This window comes from Streptomyces sp. F001 (assembly GCF_004187715.1).
GTDB classification, from domain to species: Bacteria; Actinomycetota; Actinomycetes; order Streptomycetales; family Streptomycetaceae; genus Streptomyces; species Streptomyces flavusporus.
The window spans coordinates 119,958-138,345 of record NZ_QZWF01000010.1; the positions used below are offsets into that span (position 1 = coordinate 119,958).

General features: G+C 71.1%; 15 protein-coding genes and 4 pseudogenes. 11 read left to right on the top strand and 8 right to left on the bottom strand.

What is annotated here, in order from left to right:
• Positions 1–29: 29 nt before the first annotated feature.
• Complete coding sequence (locus StrepF001_RS29625; protein WP_165396409.1) at positions 30–761, bottom strand: YoaK family protein; 732 nt, start codon at positions 759–761, stop codon at positions 30–32.
• Positions 762–880: 119 nt separating this feature from the next.
• A pseudogene (locus tag StrepF001_RS48440) lies at positions 881–1,120 on the bottom strand (ATP-binding protein); the annotation flags it as partial.
• Here StrepF001_RS48440 and StrepF001_RS48445 point away from each other — a divergent pair.
• A pseudogene (locus tag StrepF001_RS48445) lies at positions 1,120–1,224 on the top strand (FMN-binding protein); the annotation flags it as partial. The pseudogenes StrepF001_RS48440 and StrepF001_RS48445 sit on opposite strands and share 1 nt — an antisense overlap.
• The gene (locus tag StrepF001_RS29635) at positions 1,217–1,993 is read left to right on the top strand and encodes an FAD:protein FMN transferase (RefSeq protein ID WP_240797737.1); all 777 of its coding nucleotides are present in this window, start codon (positions 1,217–1,219) and stop codon (positions 1,991–1,993) included. The pseudogene StrepF001_RS48445 and the gene StrepF001_RS29635, both read left to right, overlap by 8 nt.
• 102 nt (positions 1,994–2,095) lie before the next feature.
• Here StrepF001_RS29635 and StrepF001_RS29640 read toward each other — a convergent pair.
• From StrepF001_RS29640 to StrepF001_RS29650, 4 genes and pseudogenes are all read right to left on the bottom strand, one after another.
• Positions 2,096–3,082, bottom strand: a pseudogene (locus tag StrepF001_RS29640) (SLC13 family permease); the annotation flags it as partial.
• Positions 3,022–3,354: a hypothetical protein gene (locus StrepF001_RS48450; protein WP_346656970.1), complete on the bottom strand. Its 333-nt coding sequence runs from the start codon at positions 3,352–3,354 to the stop codon at positions 3,022–3,024. The pseudogene StrepF001_RS29640 and the gene StrepF001_RS48450, both read right to left, overlap by 61 nt.
• Positions 3,351–3,665: a BlaI/MecI/CopY family transcriptional regulator gene (locus StrepF001_RS29645; RefSeq protein ID WP_129801273.1), complete on the bottom strand. Its 315-nt coding sequence runs from the start codon at positions 3,663–3,665 to the stop codon at positions 3,351–3,353. The genes StrepF001_RS48450 and StrepF001_RS29645 overlap by 4 nt, the downstream gene beginning before the upstream one ends.
• 154 nt (positions 3,666–3,819) lie before the next feature.
• On the bottom strand, positions 3,820–4,086 hold the full coding sequence (locus StrepF001_RS29650) for a hypothetical protein (RefSeq protein WP_346656968.1): 267 nt from the start codon (positions 4,084–4,086) through the stop codon (positions 3,820–3,822).
• A 395-nt stretch (positions 4,087–4,481) separates the two neighbouring features.
• Between StrepF001_RS29650 and StrepF001_RS29655 the strand changes: the two genes are divergently transcribed.
• Positions 4,482–5,900: a DUF234 domain-containing protein gene (locus tag StrepF001_RS29655; protein ID WP_129801367.1), complete on the top strand. Its 1,419-nt coding sequence runs from the start codon at positions 4,482–4,484 to the stop codon at positions 5,898–5,900.
• Positions 5,901–6,179: 279 nt separating this feature from the next.
• Here StrepF001_RS29655 and StrepF001_RS29660 read toward each other — a convergent pair whose 3' ends face one another.
• On the bottom strand, positions 6,180–7,457 hold the full coding sequence (locus StrepF001_RS29660; protein WP_129801275.1) for a cytochrome P450: 1,278 nt from the start codon (positions 7,455–7,457) through the stop codon (positions 6,180–6,182).
• Positions 7,458–7,608: 151 nt separating this feature from the next.
• On the opposite strand from StrepF001_RS29660, the gene StrepF001_RS29665 reads away from it, so the two are divergent.
• Positions 7,609–8,841: an FAD-dependent oxidoreductase gene (locus tag StrepF001_RS29665; RefSeq protein ID WP_129801276.1), complete on the top strand. Its 1,233-nt coding sequence runs from the start codon at positions 7,609–7,611 to the stop codon at positions 8,839–8,841.
• 14 nt (positions 8,842–8,855) lie between these two features.
• On the opposite strand, the gene StrepF001_RS29670 is transcribed toward StrepF001_RS29665, so the two are convergent.
• A complete protein-coding gene (locus tag StrepF001_RS29670; protein WP_129801277.1) occupies positions 8,856–9,479 on the bottom strand; it encodes a TetR family transcriptional regulator in 624 nt (207 codons plus the stop codon).
• Between the two features lie 73 nt (positions 9,480–9,552).
• Between StrepF001_RS29670 and StrepF001_RS29675 the strand changes: the two genes are divergently transcribed.
• The 7 genes and pseudogenes from StrepF001_RS29675 to StrepF001_RS50155 form a co-directional block, all read left to right on the top strand.
• The gene (locus StrepF001_RS29675) at positions 9,553–10,476 is read left to right on the top strand and encodes an oxidoreductase (RefSeq protein ID WP_129801278.1); all 924 of its coding nucleotides are present in this window, start codon (positions 9,553–9,555) and stop codon (positions 10,474–10,476) included.
• Positions 10,473–11,261, top strand: coding sequence for an alpha/beta fold hydrolase (locus StrepF001_RS29680; protein WP_129801279.1), 789 nt, complete (start codon positions 10,473–10,475; stop codon positions 11,259–11,261). Before StrepF001_RS29675 ends, StrepF001_RS29680 begins: the two co-directional genes overlap by 4 nt.
• Before the next feature lie 198 nt (positions 11,262–11,459).
• Entirely contained in the window at positions 11,460–12,836 is a 1,377-nt protein-coding gene (locus StrepF001_RS29685; protein WP_129801280.1) for an IS1380 family transposase, read from the top strand.
• Positions 12,837–13,281: 445 nt separating this feature from the next.
• A complete protein-coding gene (locus StrepF001_RS29690) occupies positions 13,282–14,271 on the top strand; it encodes a cytochrome P450 (protein ID WP_240797739.1) in 990 nt (329 codons plus the stop codon).
• A complete protein-coding gene (locus StrepF001_RS29695; RefSeq protein WP_129801282.1) occupies positions 14,268–14,489 on the top strand; it encodes a ferredoxin in 222 nt (73 codons plus the stop codon). Before StrepF001_RS29690 ends, StrepF001_RS29695 begins: the two co-directional genes overlap by 4 nt.
• Positions 14,490–14,997: 508 nt before the next feature.
• Positions 14,998–15,528, top strand: a complete 531-nt coding sequence (locus StrepF001_RS29700) for a response regulator transcription factor (protein ID WP_129801283.1) — start codon at positions 14,998–15,000, stop codon at positions 15,526–15,528.
• A 195-nt stretch (positions 15,529–15,723) separates the two neighbouring features.
• A pseudogene (locus StrepF001_RS50155) lies at positions 15,724–18,228 on the top strand (type I polyketide synthase); the annotation flags it as partial.
• Between the last annotated feature and the right edge of the window lie 160 nt (positions 18,229–18,388).

The following is an 18,388-nucleotide window of genomic DNA, read 5'->3' on the forward strand; positions in this document are numbered from 1 at the left end:
CCGGAGCGGCACAGCAGCTTCTCCCCGCTTCAACGGGACCGGAGCAATGCCCCGTATGCCGCGGCGGTAACCGCGACGCCGCCCACCAGCGCCGCGGGCAGGACCGGCGCCCACAACGGCGCAATCCGCAGGACCAGGGCCCCGATCGCGGCACCGCACAGCAACGCGGTCAGCCGCACGATCCCACCAAAGATGCCGACGAGGCGATGAGGGCCGGTCGTGAGGGTGCGGACGACGGAGGTCAGTGTGCCTGTCATGCAGGTCGTCGACGCTTCACGCACCCCGGAACTCAGGGTGATCGCGCTCTGCACCCCCATCGCCGCGCCGGCCAAAGCGAGAAGAGCGTCGGCGGTGCCCGGCCCGGGGCGCCCTTCGGTGGCCCACCATGCGGCCGCCACGCAGATCAGCAGCGCCACCTCGACTGCCGCGACCACACTGGTGCGCCGGTACCAGCCGGCTCCGCGTCGGCCCAGAATGGCAGTGCCGGCCGCGACCCCCACGGCGTAACCACCGACCGCCGCTGTCGCAGCCATCAGGAGTCGGACGTCGGGGGTCGCGGCACCGCGGCCGAGCTGTACCAGATTGCCGGTGATGACGCTGGCGAACGCGCCACCGAGCCGGACCACGCACAGCACGTCCAGGCAGCCGGCGGCCGCGGCCAGCAGGGCGAGGAGCCGTACGGTCAGCCCGTCGGGCAGGCCCACGTCTGCCCGGCCCGGTGGCGTGACGCCCGCCGGGGGGTCACTCCCGCTTCTCTTCATTGCTGACCCACGGTGGCACAGGTCATGGTCCGCCGACTGGTGATCAAGGCCGTGGGGTCGCCCAGGGCCACCCTTGTGGTCCTCGTGGACCAAGCGGGTGGCCACCGGCAGACGTTCCCTCATACATCGCCGGGCGTCGGAAGGAACAGCCGGAAGCGTGTGCGCCCCGGGCGGCTGGCGACCTCGACGTCTCCGCCGTGCGCGGTGACGACCGCCTTGACGATGGCGAGCCCCAGCCCCGTACCGCCCGCAGCCCGGGAGCGGCCGGGGTCGGCGCGGGTGAAGCGGTGGAAGACCTCGGGGAGGACGGCCTCGGGGATGCCCGGGCCGTTGTCCGACACGGTCAGCTCCACCCCACCTCGCCGCGCAGAGCGCCCACATCGACGCGGTCTCCGGCGCCAGCTACACCAGCGAGGGATACATACAGTCCCTCCAGAGCGCATTGGACCGGGCACATGGGTGAGGCGCCGCCGGGGCTGCGCCATGTCGAGCACGTCATGGGCACCGTCTTCTCCTTCGACATCCGCCACGCGGCGAGTCCGCCCGTGGAACGCGCGCTACGGGACGCCGTGGCCCTGCTGCACCATGTGGACGAGCTCTTCTCCACCTACCGGCCCGACAGCGCCGTCAGCCGGCTGGCGAGGAACGAGACGACCCTCGACCAAGTGCCCGAGATGGTGACCGAGGTCCTGGACCTGTGCATGGAGGCCGAGCGACGGACGGGCGGGTACTTCAGTACGCGCGCAGGCGGCAGGCTCGACCCCTCGGGGCTCGTCAAGGGATGGGCCGTCGAGGCCGCGTCGACGATCCTGCACCGCGCCGGGGCCCACAACTCGTGCGTGAACGGCGGAGGAGACATCCAGTGCCGGGGCGAATCAGCCCCCGGCCGGCCCTGGACGATCGGCATCGCCGATCCCCGTCAGCCGGGCAGGGTGCTCGCCACGGTGACCGGGTGCGACATGGCCGTCGCCACCTCGGGCACCGCGGAACGGGGCCACCACGTGATCGACCCCCACACGGGCGTCCCGGCGCGGGGGTTGCTGTCGGCCACAGTCACCGGCCGACATCTCACCTGGGCCGACGCCTACGCCACCGCGGCCTGTGCGAGGGGTACCACTGCCCAGGAATGGATGACCCGCGTGACGGGCTACGACCTGCTGGCCGTCCCGGCCGAAGACCCTGCGCAGCGACACGCCGAGGAGCGGCGGGGGCGGCGCGGTATTACGAGGTGACAGCTTCCCGGGCCGGCCTCGTACCCCCGGCTGCGCGGCACCGCCGTGGCGGCGGCCGTCCCCCGGTGCCCAGGAAGCGGGACGCCTGGCCATGACCGGTGGTCAGGCTCCGAGGAGGGTGAGCGAGACCCACAGCGCCACCACCGCGAGTACCAGAGCAGCGGGCACGGTGGCGAGGCCGAGCCGCGTGAACTCGCCGAGCCCGATGTCGGTGTGCTGCGCGCGTACGGTGCGCCGCCACAGCAGCGTGGCCAGGGAGCCGGCGTAGGTGAGGTTGGGGCCGATGTTGGCTCCGAGCAGCACTGCCAGCACCGCCCCGGGACCGGTCGTCGCGGTCAGGGGCACGAGCACCAGCACGGCGGGCAGATTGTTGACGGCGTTGGCCAGCAGCGCGGACAGCGCCGCGATCGCCAGAAGGTCCCACAACCCGGTGCCGTCCGGGATCACAGGGCCCAGCGCGGCGCCGAGCCCGTTGTCGACCACCGCGCGGACCACGATGCCCAGGGCCAGGACGAAGAGGAGGAACGGAACAGCAGCGGCACGCACGAGGGCGGAGGGGGTGGTGCGGCGCCGGGCCAGAGCCCGGACGGCGAGCACTGCCGCGCCGGCGAGGGCCGCCCATGCGGGATTGATGCCGAGCACGTCGGTGATGACGAAGCCCCACAGTGTGCACACCACGGTGACCAGGACGAACACCGGGACCTCGGGGGGATCGGCGGCGGGCGCGGGCTCGGCACCGGCGTCGAGGCACGGGGCGAAGAACCGGCGGAAGACCACGTACTCGGTGCTGATGGCCACCAGCCAGGGCAGCGCCATCAGAGCGGCGAAGCGGGTGAAGCTCAGCCCGCTGGCGGCGAAGGCCAGCAGGTTGGTCAGATTGGAGACCGGCAGCAGCAGCGAGGCGGTGTTCGACAAGTGCGCGCAGGCGTAGATATGGGGTTTGGGCCGGGCCCTCAGCCGGACGGCGGTGGCGAACACCACCGGGGTCAGCAGGACGACCGTGGCGTCCAGGCTGAGCACCGCGGTGATCAGTGAAGCGGCCGCGAACACCTGCGCCAGCAGTCGGCGCGGGCGAGCGCGAGCAGTCCGGCGGCCAGGGCGGCCAGGGGCAGGACCAGTCGTTCGGAGGGAGTCCGCAGCGGGTGGACCAGCTCGCCCAGTGCGGCGAAGGCCGGCATCTTGAGCAGGCCGGTCAGTGCGAGCGTGCCGAGTGCCGCGACGGTGCCCGCCGCGAGGAGGAGCGCCGAGACGGTGAGAGTCCACAAACCGGCCACGGGAGGGCATCGCTCGAGGACACGGCGGGCCAACGGGGGTGTGAGGCAGGGCAGGAGGAGTGGGATCAGCAGCAGGGCGATCATCATGAGCCGTCCTCCAGCAGGCGGCGCAGGACTTGCTCGTCGTCCGGACTGAGCTGAGCGACGAATCGGGCCAGCACTGTCTCCCGGTCGCTGTCCCGGTCGAGTTCGCTGTGCATGCGCAGGGCCGTCAGGCCGTGCGGGTCCTGTTTGGGGCGATAGGCATAGCTGCGGCCCTGCCGCTCCCGCTCCAGGGTCCCTTTCTCATGCAGGCGGGACAGGATCGTGGTGACGGTTGTCCGGGCCAGGCCGGAGGCGAGTTCGGCCTGGGCCTGGGCCGGTGTGAGCGGTGTGTCCGCGGCCCACAGCGCGGCCATCACGGCGGGCGGGTGGTTGCCTCACCCCGTGGTCTTCCTCACCGCCCGGCATCGCCGGGCTCGAAGCAGGCTCACAGAACGGGATACCAGTCCACCCGCTCGGCCGAGGTGACGTCAGACCGCCATGTGCCCCAGCAGACACGCCCCGGACTGCTCACCTGGCAGTGTCCGCGGTGCGTGACGGTGTCACTTCGACGACCAGGTGCTTGGTGACCGGCTGGCCGCTCTGCGTGCTGACATCGGCGATTCCACAGAGGACGTTCAGCTCCGGCATGTAACCGGCCGCACAGCCCGGCGGGATCTCGTAGCGGACGGCCCGGTAGCCGTGGACGGTTCGCTCGCTTCCGTCCTTGGAGAAGCTCTTGACGTCGATGAGGTCGAATTCCCCGATTCCGCGGTCGCGCATGTCGTTCTCGTTCATGAAGATCACTGTGCGCAGGCCCTTCAGACCACGGTAGCGATCGTCGTTGGAGTAGATCGACGTGTTGAGTCGACAGTGGGGGATTCGTCGGTCTGCCACGGCGGTGGCGACTGAAACCCGTCCGTCGGCTCCTTTTGTAGGCAATCGGGAACTTCTCCTGCTGGGATGCCTGACGCGCCATCACCTCTCGTCCCTCCCTCTGTGGCCTTATCCGTGATGGATGCCCTGAACGCTCGGTCCAGGGCAAGAACTCCACGCGCGTGATGCTTGGTGCGGCGGTCTGAAGCCTCCCGTGGCGGGCCTTGCTCGGGCCGTAGCGTGTTCACGTTGCTAACATTGTCGTTACTAACGTTGTCGTTAGTGTCATGGCTGGGGATGCGTGGAGGTCGGCGGGCGTGGTGGATTTCGTGGGGCGTCGGCAGGAGCTGGCGACGCTGGAGCGAGAGCTGCAGAAGGTGGCGGCAGGGGTCGGCGGGGAGCGGCCCGGTCGGTGCGTGATGCTGCGCGGGCGACGCCGGGTGGGCAAGTCGCGGCTGGTCGAGCGGTTCGTGGAGCGTGCCGGGGCACCTTTCTTGTTCTACGCGGCCACTGGTGCATCGCCGGGGGGTGATCTGGCGCGGCTGGCCCGGGACGCCCAGGCGTCGACGCTGCCGCTGGCGCAGCTGGTGGCCGCCGCGCGACCGGAGAGCTGGGATGCAGCATTCGATGTACTGGCCGCGGCGCTGCCCGCCGACCGGGCCAGCGTGCTGGTCATCGACGAGGTGCCGTACCTGATGGATGCCGACGGCGCTTTCGAGGGGATGCTGCAGCGGGCCTGGGACCGGGTGCTGGAGACCAAGCCGGTGCTGCTGGTCCTCATCGGATCGGATCTGTCGATGATGGAGGCGCTGAACAGCTACGGACGCCCCTTCCACCAGCGTGGCCGGGAGATGGTGCTCGGGCCGCTGAACCCCGCCGAGGTCGGGCGGATGCTGGGACTGGATCCGGCCGAAGCCTTCGACGCCGCGCTGGTCACCGGCGGGCTGCCGCTGATCTGCACGGAGTGGCCGCACGGCGCGGGACTGTGGGACTTCCTCGGCGAGGCGCTGAACGATTCGGTCTCGGCATTGCTGGTGTCCGCCGAGCGCTCGCTGGCCGCGGAGTTCCCGCCGCAGGCCCAGGCCCGTGCGGTGCTGGCGGCGATCGGCAGTGGCGAGCGCACCTTCACCAACATCGCCCGCGCGGCCGGCGGAATCGGCGCCACGCCGTTGCAGCGAGCGCTGGAGCTGCTCACGCACAAGCGGATCGTTGCCGGGGAGTTGCCCGTCTCCCTGCGCCCGTCGAAGGATCGCCGCTACCGGGTGACGGATCCGTACCTGCGGTTTTGGCTGCACCTTCTCGGCCCTTCCATGGAGGAGATCGAGCGGGGACGGGGCGATCTGACCTTGGCGCGGATCCGGGAGAACTGGACCAGCTGGCGCGGCCGGGCCGTCGAGCCGCTCGTCCGCGAGGCGCTCGCCCGGATACTGCCCGACGACCGGCTGCCCGCGGCCCCCGCGATGGGCGGCTACTGGACGCGCACCAACGACATCGAGATCGACATCGTCGGGGCGGACCGCGCCCCCCTCGCCAAGGAGCTGCTGTTCGTCGGTTCCATCAAGTGGCTGGAGCAATCACCCTTCGACCGGCACGACCTGGCAGCCCTCCACCGCCACCGGGCTGCGCTCACCGCCGAACCCGTCCCGGTCGTGGCGGTCTCGCGCAGCGGAGTCGACTGTCCGGGACTCGACGCCGCCTACGGCCCCGACGATCTGCTGACGGCATGGCCGCTGTGAGCAGCGAACTGCGGGCGCGGCAACGCGGTTGGCGCCAGGCGGGCGACTCGGCGACCGGGGCAGTCGTATGAGGCCTGTTCCGAGTTTCCAGCGTGGTGCCGGGATGGGGCGCGGCTCTCCCACGGAACCCGTCGGCGGCGCACCCACGCCGCCGAGCGGACCGGCACATCGAGGGCGCCCTCGCCGTCGGCGAGCGAGCGGCGCGCGCAGTTTCGATCTGGCCGGCCGCCGCGACGACCTCCTCCTGGTGGATCTGCCCACCCTTTACGGAAAGCGACATCAGGCGGAGGGCTTGTCCTCACCTGAATGTGTACGGTCGGGTCGCCGGGACGGACGTCCGGCACCCCGAGTGAACGTGACGGGCAGGTGCTCGGGGCCGCGGAGGCCGCCGGGCCGCCAGCGGAGTTCGCCGGGCGGTACGGCGAGGGCGAGGTCGGGCAGGCGGCGCAGGGTGGTGCCGATGGCGACCTGGCCCTCCAGCCGGGCCAGCGGCGCCCCGAGGCAGTAGTGCAGGCCGTGGCCGAAGGCGAGGTGGGCGTTGTCCCGTCGGGTGATGTCCAGGCGGTCGGGGTCGGGGAACCGCGCCGGATCGCGGTCGGCGATGGCGGAGGCGATCAGCACGGTCGCGCCCCGCGGGACGGTCACGCCCCCGATGGTGACGTCCTCGCGCGCGAACCGGGCGATGCCGGGGTTGACGGGGCCGTCGTAGCGGAGGAACTCCTCGATGGCGTCCGGCAGCAGCGCCGGATCGTCGCGCAGCATCCGGAGCTGGTCGGGGTGGGCCAGCAGTGCGGCGATGCCACCGCCGATCAGGTTGACCGTGGTGATGTAGCCGGCCACCAGCAGCAGGAACGCCATCGCGATGAGCTCGTCCTCGTCGAGGCGCTGCTCTTCGTCCCGGGCGGTGATCAGTGCGCTGAGCAGGTCCTCCTGCGGCCGGGCTCGTTTGGCTGCCAGGAGCTCGGTCAGGTACGAGCGCATGTGCTGCCATGCCTCGTTCACCACGGCCGGGTCCGGCGGCTCTGTTCCGCGCAGGATCATGTCGTCGGTCCACCGCTGGAAGTCGTGCCGGTCCGCCGTGGGCACGCCGAGCAGTTCGCTGATCACGGTGACCGGAAGCGGCAGCGCGAAGTCCTCGACGAGGTCGGCGGCGCCGGCCGGAGCGATCGCGTCGAGCAGCCGGTCGGTGATCTCCTGGACGCGGGGGCGCAGCTCGGCCACCTTGCGGGCGGTGAACGCCCTGGAGACCAGGCGGCGCAGACGGGTGTGCTCGGGCGGGTCGGCGCGGAGCATGGTGCGCAGCATGGACTCGCGCTCCGTCGCGGGCAGCTGCTGCAGCAGCCGGGGGTCCGACGCTTCGTGGACGTCGCTGCTCAGCCGGGGGTCGGACAGGGCGGCGAGGCCGTCTTCGTACCGCGTGACCAGCCAGGCCTCCAGGCCGCCGGCGATGACCGCGCGCCGCACGGGGCCGTCCTCGCGCAGCTGCCGGTAGAACGGGAAGGGATCCGCCATGAAGGCCGGGTCGGCGTAGGGCAGAAGGACCGGCTGCCGATTCATGGCGGCCTCCCGGAGCGTCGCGGACATCTACGGAGAAATTACGGCACTTTGGGATTATATGTGCCAGTCTGGTCGGCTTCGGTAACGGCCCGGTCGGCTTCGGGAATCCCCGGCAGGGCGGCGTGTGACGGACCCGACAGGGAGGCGCGTGATGGAGCGGACGACGTGCTGTGTGGTGGGTGGCGGCCCCGCCGGAATGGTCCTCGGCCTGCTGCTGGCCCGGGCCGGCGTGGCGGTCACCGTCCTGGAGAAGCACGGTGACTTCCTGCGCGACTTCCGCGGCGACACCGTGCATCCGTCCACCCTGGCGCTGCTGGAGGAGCTGGGTCTGGCCGAGCGGTTCGCCGAACTGCCGCAGCGGCGGGTGACGACGGTCCGGCTGCCGCTCGGCCGGGACCGTTCGCTGGTCACCGTCGGAGACATCGGCGCGCTGCGCAGCACGTACAACTACATCGCCATGGTGCCTCAGTGGGACCTGCTCAACCTCCTGGCGGACGAGGCCCGGCGGGAGCCGTCCTTCTCCGTGCGGATGAGCACCGAGGCGACCTCCTTCCTGGTGGAGCGCGGACGCGTCACCGGGGTGCGGTACCGCACGTCCGACGGCGGTACCGGTGAGCTGCGGGCCACCCTCACGGTCGCCTGCGACGGCCGGGACTCGCTGGCCCGGTCGCGGCCCGAACTGGGACTGCGGAGGTTCGACTGCCCGATGGACGCCTGGTGGTTCCGGCTGCCGCGGCGGGAGGGCGACCCGCAGGGGCTCGTGGGAGGCGTCGGCGACCGGTTCCTCACCGCCATGATCGACCGCGGGGACTACTGGCAGTGCGCCACGCTGATCCCCAAGGGAAGCGACGCCCGCCGCCGCGCCGCCGGTCTCGACCGGTTCATGGCCGATTTCACGGCCGCCGTCCCGTGGCTCGGGGACCGCACGCACGCGGTGCGGTCGTGGGACGAGGTGAAGCTGCTCGACGTACGGCTCGACCGCCTCCACCGCTGGCACCGCCCCGGGCTGCTGTGCATCGGCGACGCGGCGCACGCGATGTCGCCGGTCTTCGGCATCGGCATCAACCTCGCCGTCGAGGACGCCGTGGCCGCCGCCCGGTATCTCGTCGAGCCGCTGCGCGCGGGCGCGGTGGGCCTGCGGGACGTACGCGCCGTCCAGCGCCGTCGGTGGCCGACCGCGGCCCTGACGCAGGCGCTGCAGCGGACGGCCCACGCCCGGGTCATCGAACCGCTGCTGGCGGGACGCTCCCCCTTCGGCAACCCCAGGCGGGCGCAGCGGATGACCGAGCTGATCACCACCTCGCGGTGGCTGAACCGGGTGCCTGCGTACTTCCTGGCCTACGGCGCCGTACGAGAGCGTCCGCCGACCGCGTCGGTCCGGTGAGCGCGGAGCATGCCTTATGCCTGCGCGGCTCTGTCCAGCGCGGGGGCGATGATCGCGAAAGCCCGGTCGGACAGGACCGCGGGGTCCTCGGCGCCGTCGCTGCCGCTCCAGCGTTGCAGGACGGTGTCGAAGGCGGTCAGGGCCATTCCGGCGGCCAGTTGGGGGTAGAGGTCGGTGGCGCGGTCGAGGTCGAGGCGGTGCGCCAGTTCCGTCGCCAGTTCGTCGCGCCAGTGGGCCTGGCGTTCCAGGAAGCGGGCGTGCAGGGCGGGGGTCCCCAGGATCAGCTGGACCACACGCAGGGCGCGGTCCGAGTGGCCGGCGCAGGCCGCGACGGAGACCGAGACGGAGTGCCGCAGGGCCACGGACGGCGGCTCCCCGGCCGGGCGGCCCGCCAGCTCGGTGCGGATACCGGCGCCCATTTCGGCCAGGAACTGGACGACCACGTCCTCCTTGGACGCGAAGTACCGGAAGAACGTCCGCTTGGACACTCCGGCGGCGGCCGCGATCTCGTCGATGGTGACCCCGTCGAACCCCTTCAGGGCCAGCAGTTGCAGCGCCGCTTCGGTCAGCTCGTTGGAGACCAGCTCACGTTTGCGCTGGGCCAGGCTCACTTCGGGGCGGGTGCTCACCCCAACCATCCTACACGCCATGCCGCGAATGGCACCCAGGCGCGCCTTGACACCAAGTGCCATGCAGGGCAACGTGTGGCGCATGACCAAGCAGCAGCGCTGGACCGCCGATCACATCCCGGACCAGACCAAGCGGGTGTTCGTCGTCACCGGAGCCAACAGCGGCCTCGGCCTGGCGACCACGCGGGCGCTCGCCCGCAGGGGCGGGCATGTGATCCTCGCGGTGCGTGACGAGGCGAAGGGGCAGCGGGCGGCTCAGGAGATCACCGCCCGGCAGCCGGGCGCGAGCCTGGAAGTGCGCCGCGTCGACCTGGCCGACCTCGACTCGGTGCGGGCCTTCGCCGACCAGGTGCGCTTCGACCACGCGCGGCTGGACGTCCTGGTCAACAACGCCGGCCTGATGGCGCCGCCCCGCTCCCTGAACCGGCAGGGCCAGGAGCTGCAGTTCGCCGCCAACCACCTCGGCCACTTCGCGCTCACCGGCCTGCTGCTCGATCTGCTGTCCGTCGGCACCGACCCCCGGGTGGTCTCGGTGACGTCGACCAACCACCGGCAGGCGACGATCTTCTTCGACGACCTCACCGGCGAGCGCAAGTACTCGCCCATGGGCCACTACAACCAGTCGAAGCTCGCCAACGCCGTCTTCGGCTGGACCCTCCACCAGCGGCTGACCGCCGCCGGCAGCCCGGTGCGCAGTGTGCTCGCCCACCCCGGCTACACCTCCACCAACCTGCAGACGAGCTCGCCGACCGGCATGGTGAAGCTGCTCTTCGGCACTCTCCTCTCGCCGCTCGCCCAGTCCCCGGACCAGGGAGCGCTGCCGCAGCTGTACGCGGCCACCGAACCGACGGTGGCGGGCGGCGAGTTGATCGGGCCGGACGGCATGGGCGAGCTGCGCGGTGCACCGAAGCGGGTCCAGCTGGCGCCCCGCGCGACCGACGCCGAGACCGGCCGCCGGCTGTGGGAGCTCTCGGAGCAGCTGACCGACGTCCGGTTCGCGCTGTGACGGTGAACCGGGCCGACACGGGCCGCTGGATCCGCCGCTACCACCCCGCTCCGGACGCGCCGGTGCGGCTGCTGTGCCTGCCGCACGCCGGCGGCTCCGCGTCGTACTACTTCCCCTTCTCCCAGGGCCTTTCGCCCGCCGTCGACGTGCTGTGCGTCCAGTACCCGGGCCGTCAGGACCGCCGTGACGAGCCGTTGATCGACTCCATACCCGTCCTCGCCGACGCGTTGGCCGACGAGGTGCTGATGTGGGCCGACCGGCCGCTGGCAGTCTTCGGGCACAGCATGGGCGCGACGGTCGCCTTCGAACTCGCCCTGCGGCTCGAGCGGTTGGGGGCCGGGCCGCTCGCGGTGTTCGTCTCCGGGCGGCGCGCGCCCTCCCGGCACCGCGACAGCGGCATTCATCTGCTCGACGACCGGGGCATGCTCGCCGAGCTGCGGGCGCTCAGCGGTACCGACGCCCGGGTGTTCGACGACGAGGAGCTGCTGCGGATGGTGCTGCCGGCCATCCGCAGCGACTACCGCGCGGCCGAGACCTACCGCTACGTCCCCGGTCCCCGGCTCGCGGCGCCCGTGCGTGCGCACACGGGTACCGGCGACCCGAGGGCGACGCTCGACGAGGTGCGCGCCTGGGGTGAGCACACGGAGGGCGGCTTCGAGCTGCGGACTTATCCGGGCGGCCATTTTTATCTGAACGATCAGATTCCGCTTTTGCTCGCCGCGGTATCCGAGCAGATCTCGGAGTTGCTCCCCGTACAAGTCCAGCCAGGTGTACATACCAGATAAATGGCCAAGAGTAGATCTTGCCAGGAGTTATGTGACCTGCGTCACTGTGGAACGTTTGTCTGGTGCCCGCTTGTTAGCCTCGCGCTTTCACGCGGTGGAGCGTCCGGTGGGTGATCAGAAACGCGGAAAGTGCTCCTGACCTGCGATGATGGGACTTGTCTAGGGTCCAGGTCGTCGCAGGAAAGAAGCACTCTCCAGGTGAAGAAGAGTATCGGGTTCTACCCGCGTGTCCGTACCGAAGGCGGAGGTCGCGGGGTGGTTTCCCAGGCCGGCGGGGTGCTGCTGGTGGAGACGGTCCGCAAAACCCGCCTGGATCAGGCGATATCGGCGGCGTTGGCGCCGTGGCGCAAGCCGCGGGCGGTGCATGATCCGGGCAAGATCCTGCTGGATGTGGCGCTCGCGGTCGCGCTGGGCGGAGACTGCCTGGCAGACGTGGGCACGCTGCGGGCCGAACCGGCAGTGTTCGGGCCGGTGGCCTCCGATCCGACGGTGTCCCGGCTGATCGACACGCTGGCAGCGGGCGGGAAGCGTGCGCTGACCGCACTGCGCCAGGCCCGCGCTCAAGTCCGCGCAGATGTATGGACGTTGGCCGGCGACGCGGCTCCGGACGCGGCCGGACAGGTGGTCGTGGACCTGGACGGGGTGCTGGTCATCGCGCATTCCGAGAAACAGGATGCGGCCGCGACCTGGAAGAAGACCTTCGGGCACCACCCGCTGATGGGGTTCGTCGACCACGGCCGGGGCGGGTCCGGGGAACCGGTGGCCGCCCTGCTGCGGCCCGGGAAAGCGGGCAGCAACACCGCCGCCGACCACATCGAAGCCGCCCGGCTCGCGCTGGCGCAGCTGCCCAAGAAGTACCGGCGCGGACGGCGGACGCTGATCCGCACCGACTCCGGCGGGGGCACCCACGAGTTCGTCGACTGGCTGTCCGCCCGCGGCCGGTGGCTTTCGTACTCGGTCGGCATGACCATCACCGACGCCATCCACGCCGCTGTCTTGAAGGTCCCGGCATCGGCCTGGACGCCGGCCGTCGAGCCCGACGGAGAGGTCCGCGACGGCGCCTGGGCCGCCGAGCTCGACGGAGACTGCCTCAAGGGCTGGCCGAAGGGGATGCGCCTGATCATCCGCAAGGAACGGCCGCACCCCGGCGCCCAGTTGCGCCTGACCGACGCCGACGGGATGCGCCTGACCTGCTTCGCCACCAACACCAAAAACACCCCGATCGCCGAGCTGGAGCTGCGCCACCGCCAGCGGGCCCGCGCCGAGGACCGCATCCGCGCCGCCCGCGCCACCGGCCTGCGCAACCTCCCCCTGCACGACGCCGCACAGAACCAGATCTGGCTGGAGATCGTCCAGATCGCCCTCGACCTGCTCGCCTGGATGCCGATGCTCGCCCTCACCGGCCAAGCCCGCCGGTGGGAACCCCGCCGCCTGCGGCTGCGGCTGTTCTCCGCGGCCGCTCAGCTTGTCACCACCGGACGCCGCCGCATCCTCCGCCTCGCCAGGCACTGGCCCTGGACCGGCCTGATCACCGAAGCCCTGCAACGACTCGCAGCCCTGCCGAACCCCGGCTGACCAGCAACTTCCCCACCCCTACGAGCAGCACCACCCGACCGGAGCCGTGGAACCCGGCGCCCACCCGACGCGACAGCCGGGCCGCCAACCTGCCCACCTGCAGAAATAACCGCCCCGACCGAGCCGAAAGGGTCCGTCAGCAAGCTGACGGACCCTCATGCAAGATCGAGGTTAGTCTGAAGCCCTGTTTCCAATGCCGAGTTTCACGGGGGCTTGAGTGGGCAGTCCAGATGTCGCAGATCTTCCGGCATTTCCGTTTATTGGTCCCGACTCGAATCCGTTCATTCCCGTCCAGGGATCCGATCTGGAGCGCCTGGACGGGCCGCTGGGGAAGGTGCGACTTCCGTTCGGAGGTTGGGCCTGGTTAGTCACCCGGCACGAAGACGTACGCCAGCTGCTGCGGCACCCGGGTTTCAGCTCCGATCAGTACCGTCCCGGCTTTCCGGTGCTGAACCCGATTCCGCAGAAGCAGGAGGACGCTTCGGGCCTCTTCATCTTCATGGACGGCGAGGCGCACAGCCGCTTCCGGCGGATGCTGACCGCCGAGTTCATGATCAAGAACATTCGGCGGATCGAACCGCTGATCGAGGAGACGGTGGTCGACGCGCTGGAGAAGATGCGCGCCCTGGGGCCGCCCGCGGACCTGATGGCGGAGTTCGCCCTGCCGGTCCCCTCCATGACGATCTGTCACCTGCTCGGCGTCCCGTACGCCGACCATGACTTCTTCCAGCTCCACAGCCGCGCGATCATGGACCGGGAGTCCGGACCCGCGGAGGTCGAGGCCGCTCTCGGTGCCCTCGGTGGTTTCCTCGCCGAGCTGATCAAGGCCAAGCGCACCTCGCCCGGCGAGGACCTGCTGAGCCGGCTGGTCGCCGAGCGCGTCATACCCGGCGAGCTCCGCGAGGACGAGCTGCTGAGCATGGCGATGCTGCTGCTCGTCGCCGGTCACGAGACCACCGCCAACATGATCGGGCTCTCCGCCCTCGCCCTGCTGGAGTTCCCCGAGCACCTGGATGCGCTGCGCGCCGACCCGAGCCTCGCGCCGGGCCTGGTGGAGGAGCTCCTGCGGTACGTGACCGTCGTCCGCACAGGCCTGCCCCGGCTGGCGCTGGAGGACGCCGAGATCGGCGGCCAGCTGATCCGCGAGGGCGAGGGCGCCGTGGCGATGCTGTCGCTGGCCAACCGGGACGGTTCGGTCTTCAAGGACCCCGAGCTGTTCGACCCGCAGCGCAAGGAGGCGCACCGGCACATGGCGTTCGGCTTCGGCCTGCACCAGTGCATAGGCCAGCCGCTGGCCCGCGCCGAACTGCGGGTGGCGCTCGTCGAACTCGCCCGCCGCTTCCCCGGCCTGCGCGCCGAGACGACCCTGGCGGACGTCCCGAAACGGCACATGGCCGTGACGTTCGGGCTGGGCGAGCTGCCGGTGACCTGGTGAGCGCGCGGGTCACGGTGGATCGGGACCTCTGCTGCGGCTCCGGCAACTGCGTGGTGACCGCGCCCGAGGTGTTCGATCAGGACGATACGGAGGGTCTGGTGACGCTGCGGATCACGCAGCCGCCCGCAGCCCTTCAGGAGTCGGTCGAGCTGGCCGTCCAGCTGTGCCCGGTGGGCGCGATCGACATGACGCGTCAGCCCGTGGGAGAAAAGGGCTGACGATGCAGCGCACGGGGGTTGGTGCACGACGTCTCGTCGTGTATCTCGACGTGTCCGGCTGCCCGCTGCCCGCCGAGCGTCTCTCGGCGGGCGGCCGGTCCGGACCGGTATCTGCCACAGGCAGACAATGGCTGGTTCCACGGAATTCACAGGGTCTACGGGATCCATGGGATCCGCGGAATTCGCGGGATTTCCGCACGCGCCATCTCTATCCATACGCGCCTGGCGCCCCGACCTCTGTCGTGACCGCCGGGTAGTCCGATCCGACCGACCCCTCGTGCGCCGAAAAGGCCCAGGAACTGTGAGTCGGTATGCATTTCGCTGCCGCGTCTCCAGCGTCGGAGGCGAATTCCTGGCGAATGCGTTCCTCACCCCTATGTGAATTTCACGTAACAGGAGAGCGGACAAGTTGGATAGTGGTACCCACGCACGCGTTGTTATATGCAACCGACACCCTTACGCCCGGCTGGGCATTCGTGGAGCGCTGAAACGGGATCCGGCACTCGCCGTGGTCGGTGAGGCGGGAAACGTCGACGAGCTGGTCTCCGTGGCGGACGCGCAGAGGCCGGACGTCGTGGTCCTCGAAGCACAGACCCAGCACCTGGACGACCTGACCCATGTCGACGCCGCCATGGTGGTCGTCGTGGGAGACGCGGAGGCCGCCGCCGAGTGGATCCGCTTCACTCAGGCGAACGTCCGCGGTCTCGTCCACGCCGACGATCCCGAGGAGGAACTCGTCGAGGCGGTCCGCCGTGCCTCGGACGACTCCGACTACGTTTCCGCCGGCCTCAGCGGCGCGCTGCTCAGGCTCGTCCGCGCCACGCTGCCGCGACCGCTGCGGGCCGTACGGACCCACACCCCGCTGACCTCACGCGAGGCCGAAGTCCTCCAACTGGTGCGACGGGGAATGGCCAACAAGGAGATCGCCCGCAGGCTGGGCCTCAGCGAGAAGACCATCAAGTTCCACGTGTCCAACGTGCTGGCGAAGGCACACATGGCGTCCCGGGCACAGCTCATCGCGTCCGGCGCCTCGATCTGAACGGCACTGAAGGGCACTGACCGGCAGGGGGGGGCGGGCGTACGGCCGTACGCCCGCCCCACCCGTAACCGCACCCTGACCGAAAGTCCTGGTTTCAGCGGGCGTTCCTGCACCGAAGCCCTGCCGCCGACCCCCATCCTCTGGCCGAAGTCCCGCCACCCGGCGCAAACAGATACTCCAGATATGAAGCCATCCATGTCTGGTGACCACACCGCCGACGGCGTCGACAGCACCGCGATCGCCGTGATCGGGGCCTCCTGCCGGGTGCCTTCGGCGTCGAATCCGGACGAGTTCTGGCGCCTGCTGTCCGAGGGGACCGACGCCGTCTCACCGTGGCCGTCGCAGCGCGGCCCCGGGCACCGGTCCTGGCGTGGTGGTTTCCTGGACAAGGTCGACGAGTTCGACGCCGCGTTCTTCGGCGTGGAGCCCGACGAGGCGGCCGCCATGGATCCGCAGCAGCGACTCGCCCTGGAGCTGGTCTGGGAGGCGATGGAGGACGCGGGCGTCTGCGCCGACCGGCTCCGCGGCTCCCGTACGGGCGTGTTCGTGGGCGTCTCGTCCGACGACTACGCCACCCTCGCCGCGCAAGGGGACCGCCCCGGCGGCGAGTTGCACGACTTCACCGGACGGCACCGCGCCATCATCGCCAACCGGGTCTCCTGGACGCTGGGGCTGCACGGCCCCAGCCTCGCCGTCGACGCGGCCCAGGCGTCCTCGCTGGTCGCCGTCCACCTGGCCTGCGAAAGCATCCGGCGCGGCGAGGCGGATCTCGCCTTCGCCGGCGGTGTCAACCTGATCCTCTCCCCGGACAGCATGGTGACGACAGCCGGACTCGGTGCGCTGTCCGTGCGCGGGCGGTGCGCCCTGTTCGACGAGAGCGCCGACGGGTTCGTACGCGGGGAGGGTGGGGGCGTCGTCCTGCTCAAGCCGCTCGCGCAGGCCGTCGCCGACGGTGACCCCGTCTACTGCGTCATCCAGGGCAGCGCCGTCAACAACGACGGCGGCGGCGACCGGCTCACCGACCCGGACGTGCAGGGCCAGCAGGACGTCCTGCGCCGCGCCTACGCCGACGCCGGGATCCGCCCCGAGACCGTCCAGTACGTCGAACTGCACGGCACCGGCACGCCGGTGGGCGATCCCGTCGAGGCCGCCGCCGTGTCCGCCGTCCTCGGCCGGGGCGACGCCGAGCGGACGCCGCTGCACGTGGGCTCGGTCAAGACCAACATCGGCCACCTCGAGGCCGCCGCCGGCATCGCGGGCCTGCTCAAGGCGGCGCTCGCCCTGCGCCACCGCCGGCTGCCGCCGAGCCTGCACTTCCGCACCCCCAACCCGGCGATCCCGCTCACCGAGCTGAACCTCAGGGTGCAGACCGAACTCGACACCTGGCCCGACCCCGAGGCACCCCTGATCGCCGGCGTCAGCTCGTTCGGCGTCGGCGGCACCAACTGCCATGTCGTACTGACGGAAGGGCCGTACACCGGACACCCCGACGGTCCCGCGGCCGAGGCCGCCGACGTGGCGCCCGCCGCGGCCCCGCGTCCGCTGCCCTGGGTGTTGTCCGCCCGCTCCGGCCGGGCCCTGGACGGCCAGGCCACCAGCCTGCTCACCCACCTGGAGCGGCACCAGGACGCCGAAGCCCCCGACATCGCACGGTCGTTGGCGGTCAGCAGGACGACGTTCGAACACCGCGCCGTCGTCCTCGGCGCCGGGCGCTCCGAGCTCGTCGCAGGCCTGGAACGCCTCCACGACGAGGCCGTCACCGGGGTCGCCGCCCCGACCGGCAGGACCGCCTTCCTGTTCGCCGGCGGCGGCGCCCACCGCGTCGGCATGGGACGCGAACTGTACGACACGTACCCGGTCTTCGCCGCGGCCCTCGACGAGGTGCTCGACCACTTCGACCCCGAACTCGGCCTGCGTGATGTGCTGTTCGGCCGACGCGACGACGCTGCCACGGCACTCGACGGCATGCGGTACATGCAGCCCGCCCTGTTCGCCTTCCAGGTCGCCCTGTACCGCCTGGTCACCTCGTGGGGCGTCGTCCCGGACCTGCTCGTCGGCCACTCCTTCGGCGAGATCGTGGCCGCCCACGTCTCCGGCTCCCTCTCCCTCGCCGACGCCGCCGCCCTCGCCGCCGCCCGCGGGGAACTGATGGAGGCGCTCCCGCCCGGCGGCGCCATGATCGCCGTCGAGGCGACCGAACAGGAGGCGCTCACCGCCCTCGACTGCGTCGACGACGTCTCGATCGGCGTGATCAACGGATCGCGGGCGATCGTGCTCTCCGGCGCTGAGGAGCCGGTCACCCGGATCGCCGACGCCTTCCGCGCCGACGGCCGCCGCACCACCCGCCTGCGGGTCCAGAACGCCGCCCACTCGCCGCTGACCGCGCCCATGCTCGACGAGTTCGCCCGCCGTATCCACGGGCTGTCCGTGGCCGCACCCGACATCCCGGTCGTCTCCACCGTCACCGGCCGGACCGGCACCGACATGACGCAGGAGTACTGGATCGAGCACGTCGGCGCCACCGTCCGCTTCCACGACGCGATCGAGGCGTGCCGCGCGCAGGGCGTGACCCGGTTCGTCGAACTCGGCCCCGACAGCGTGCTGACCCCGCTGGTCCAGCCGGCCGACAGCGACCTCGCCGTGGCGCTCCAGCACCGCGACCGCCCCGAGCCGCAGGCGCTGCTCACCGGCCTGGCCGAGGCCTGGGTCGCCGGCGTGCCCGTGGACTGGCCCGCGGTCATCGGCGAGGCCCGGACCGTCGACCTGCCCACCTACGCCTTCCAGCGCGAGCGCTACTGGCTCGACGAACACCCGGCCGCGGCCACGCCCGAACAGCACCTCAGCTCCGCCACGCTCGCCC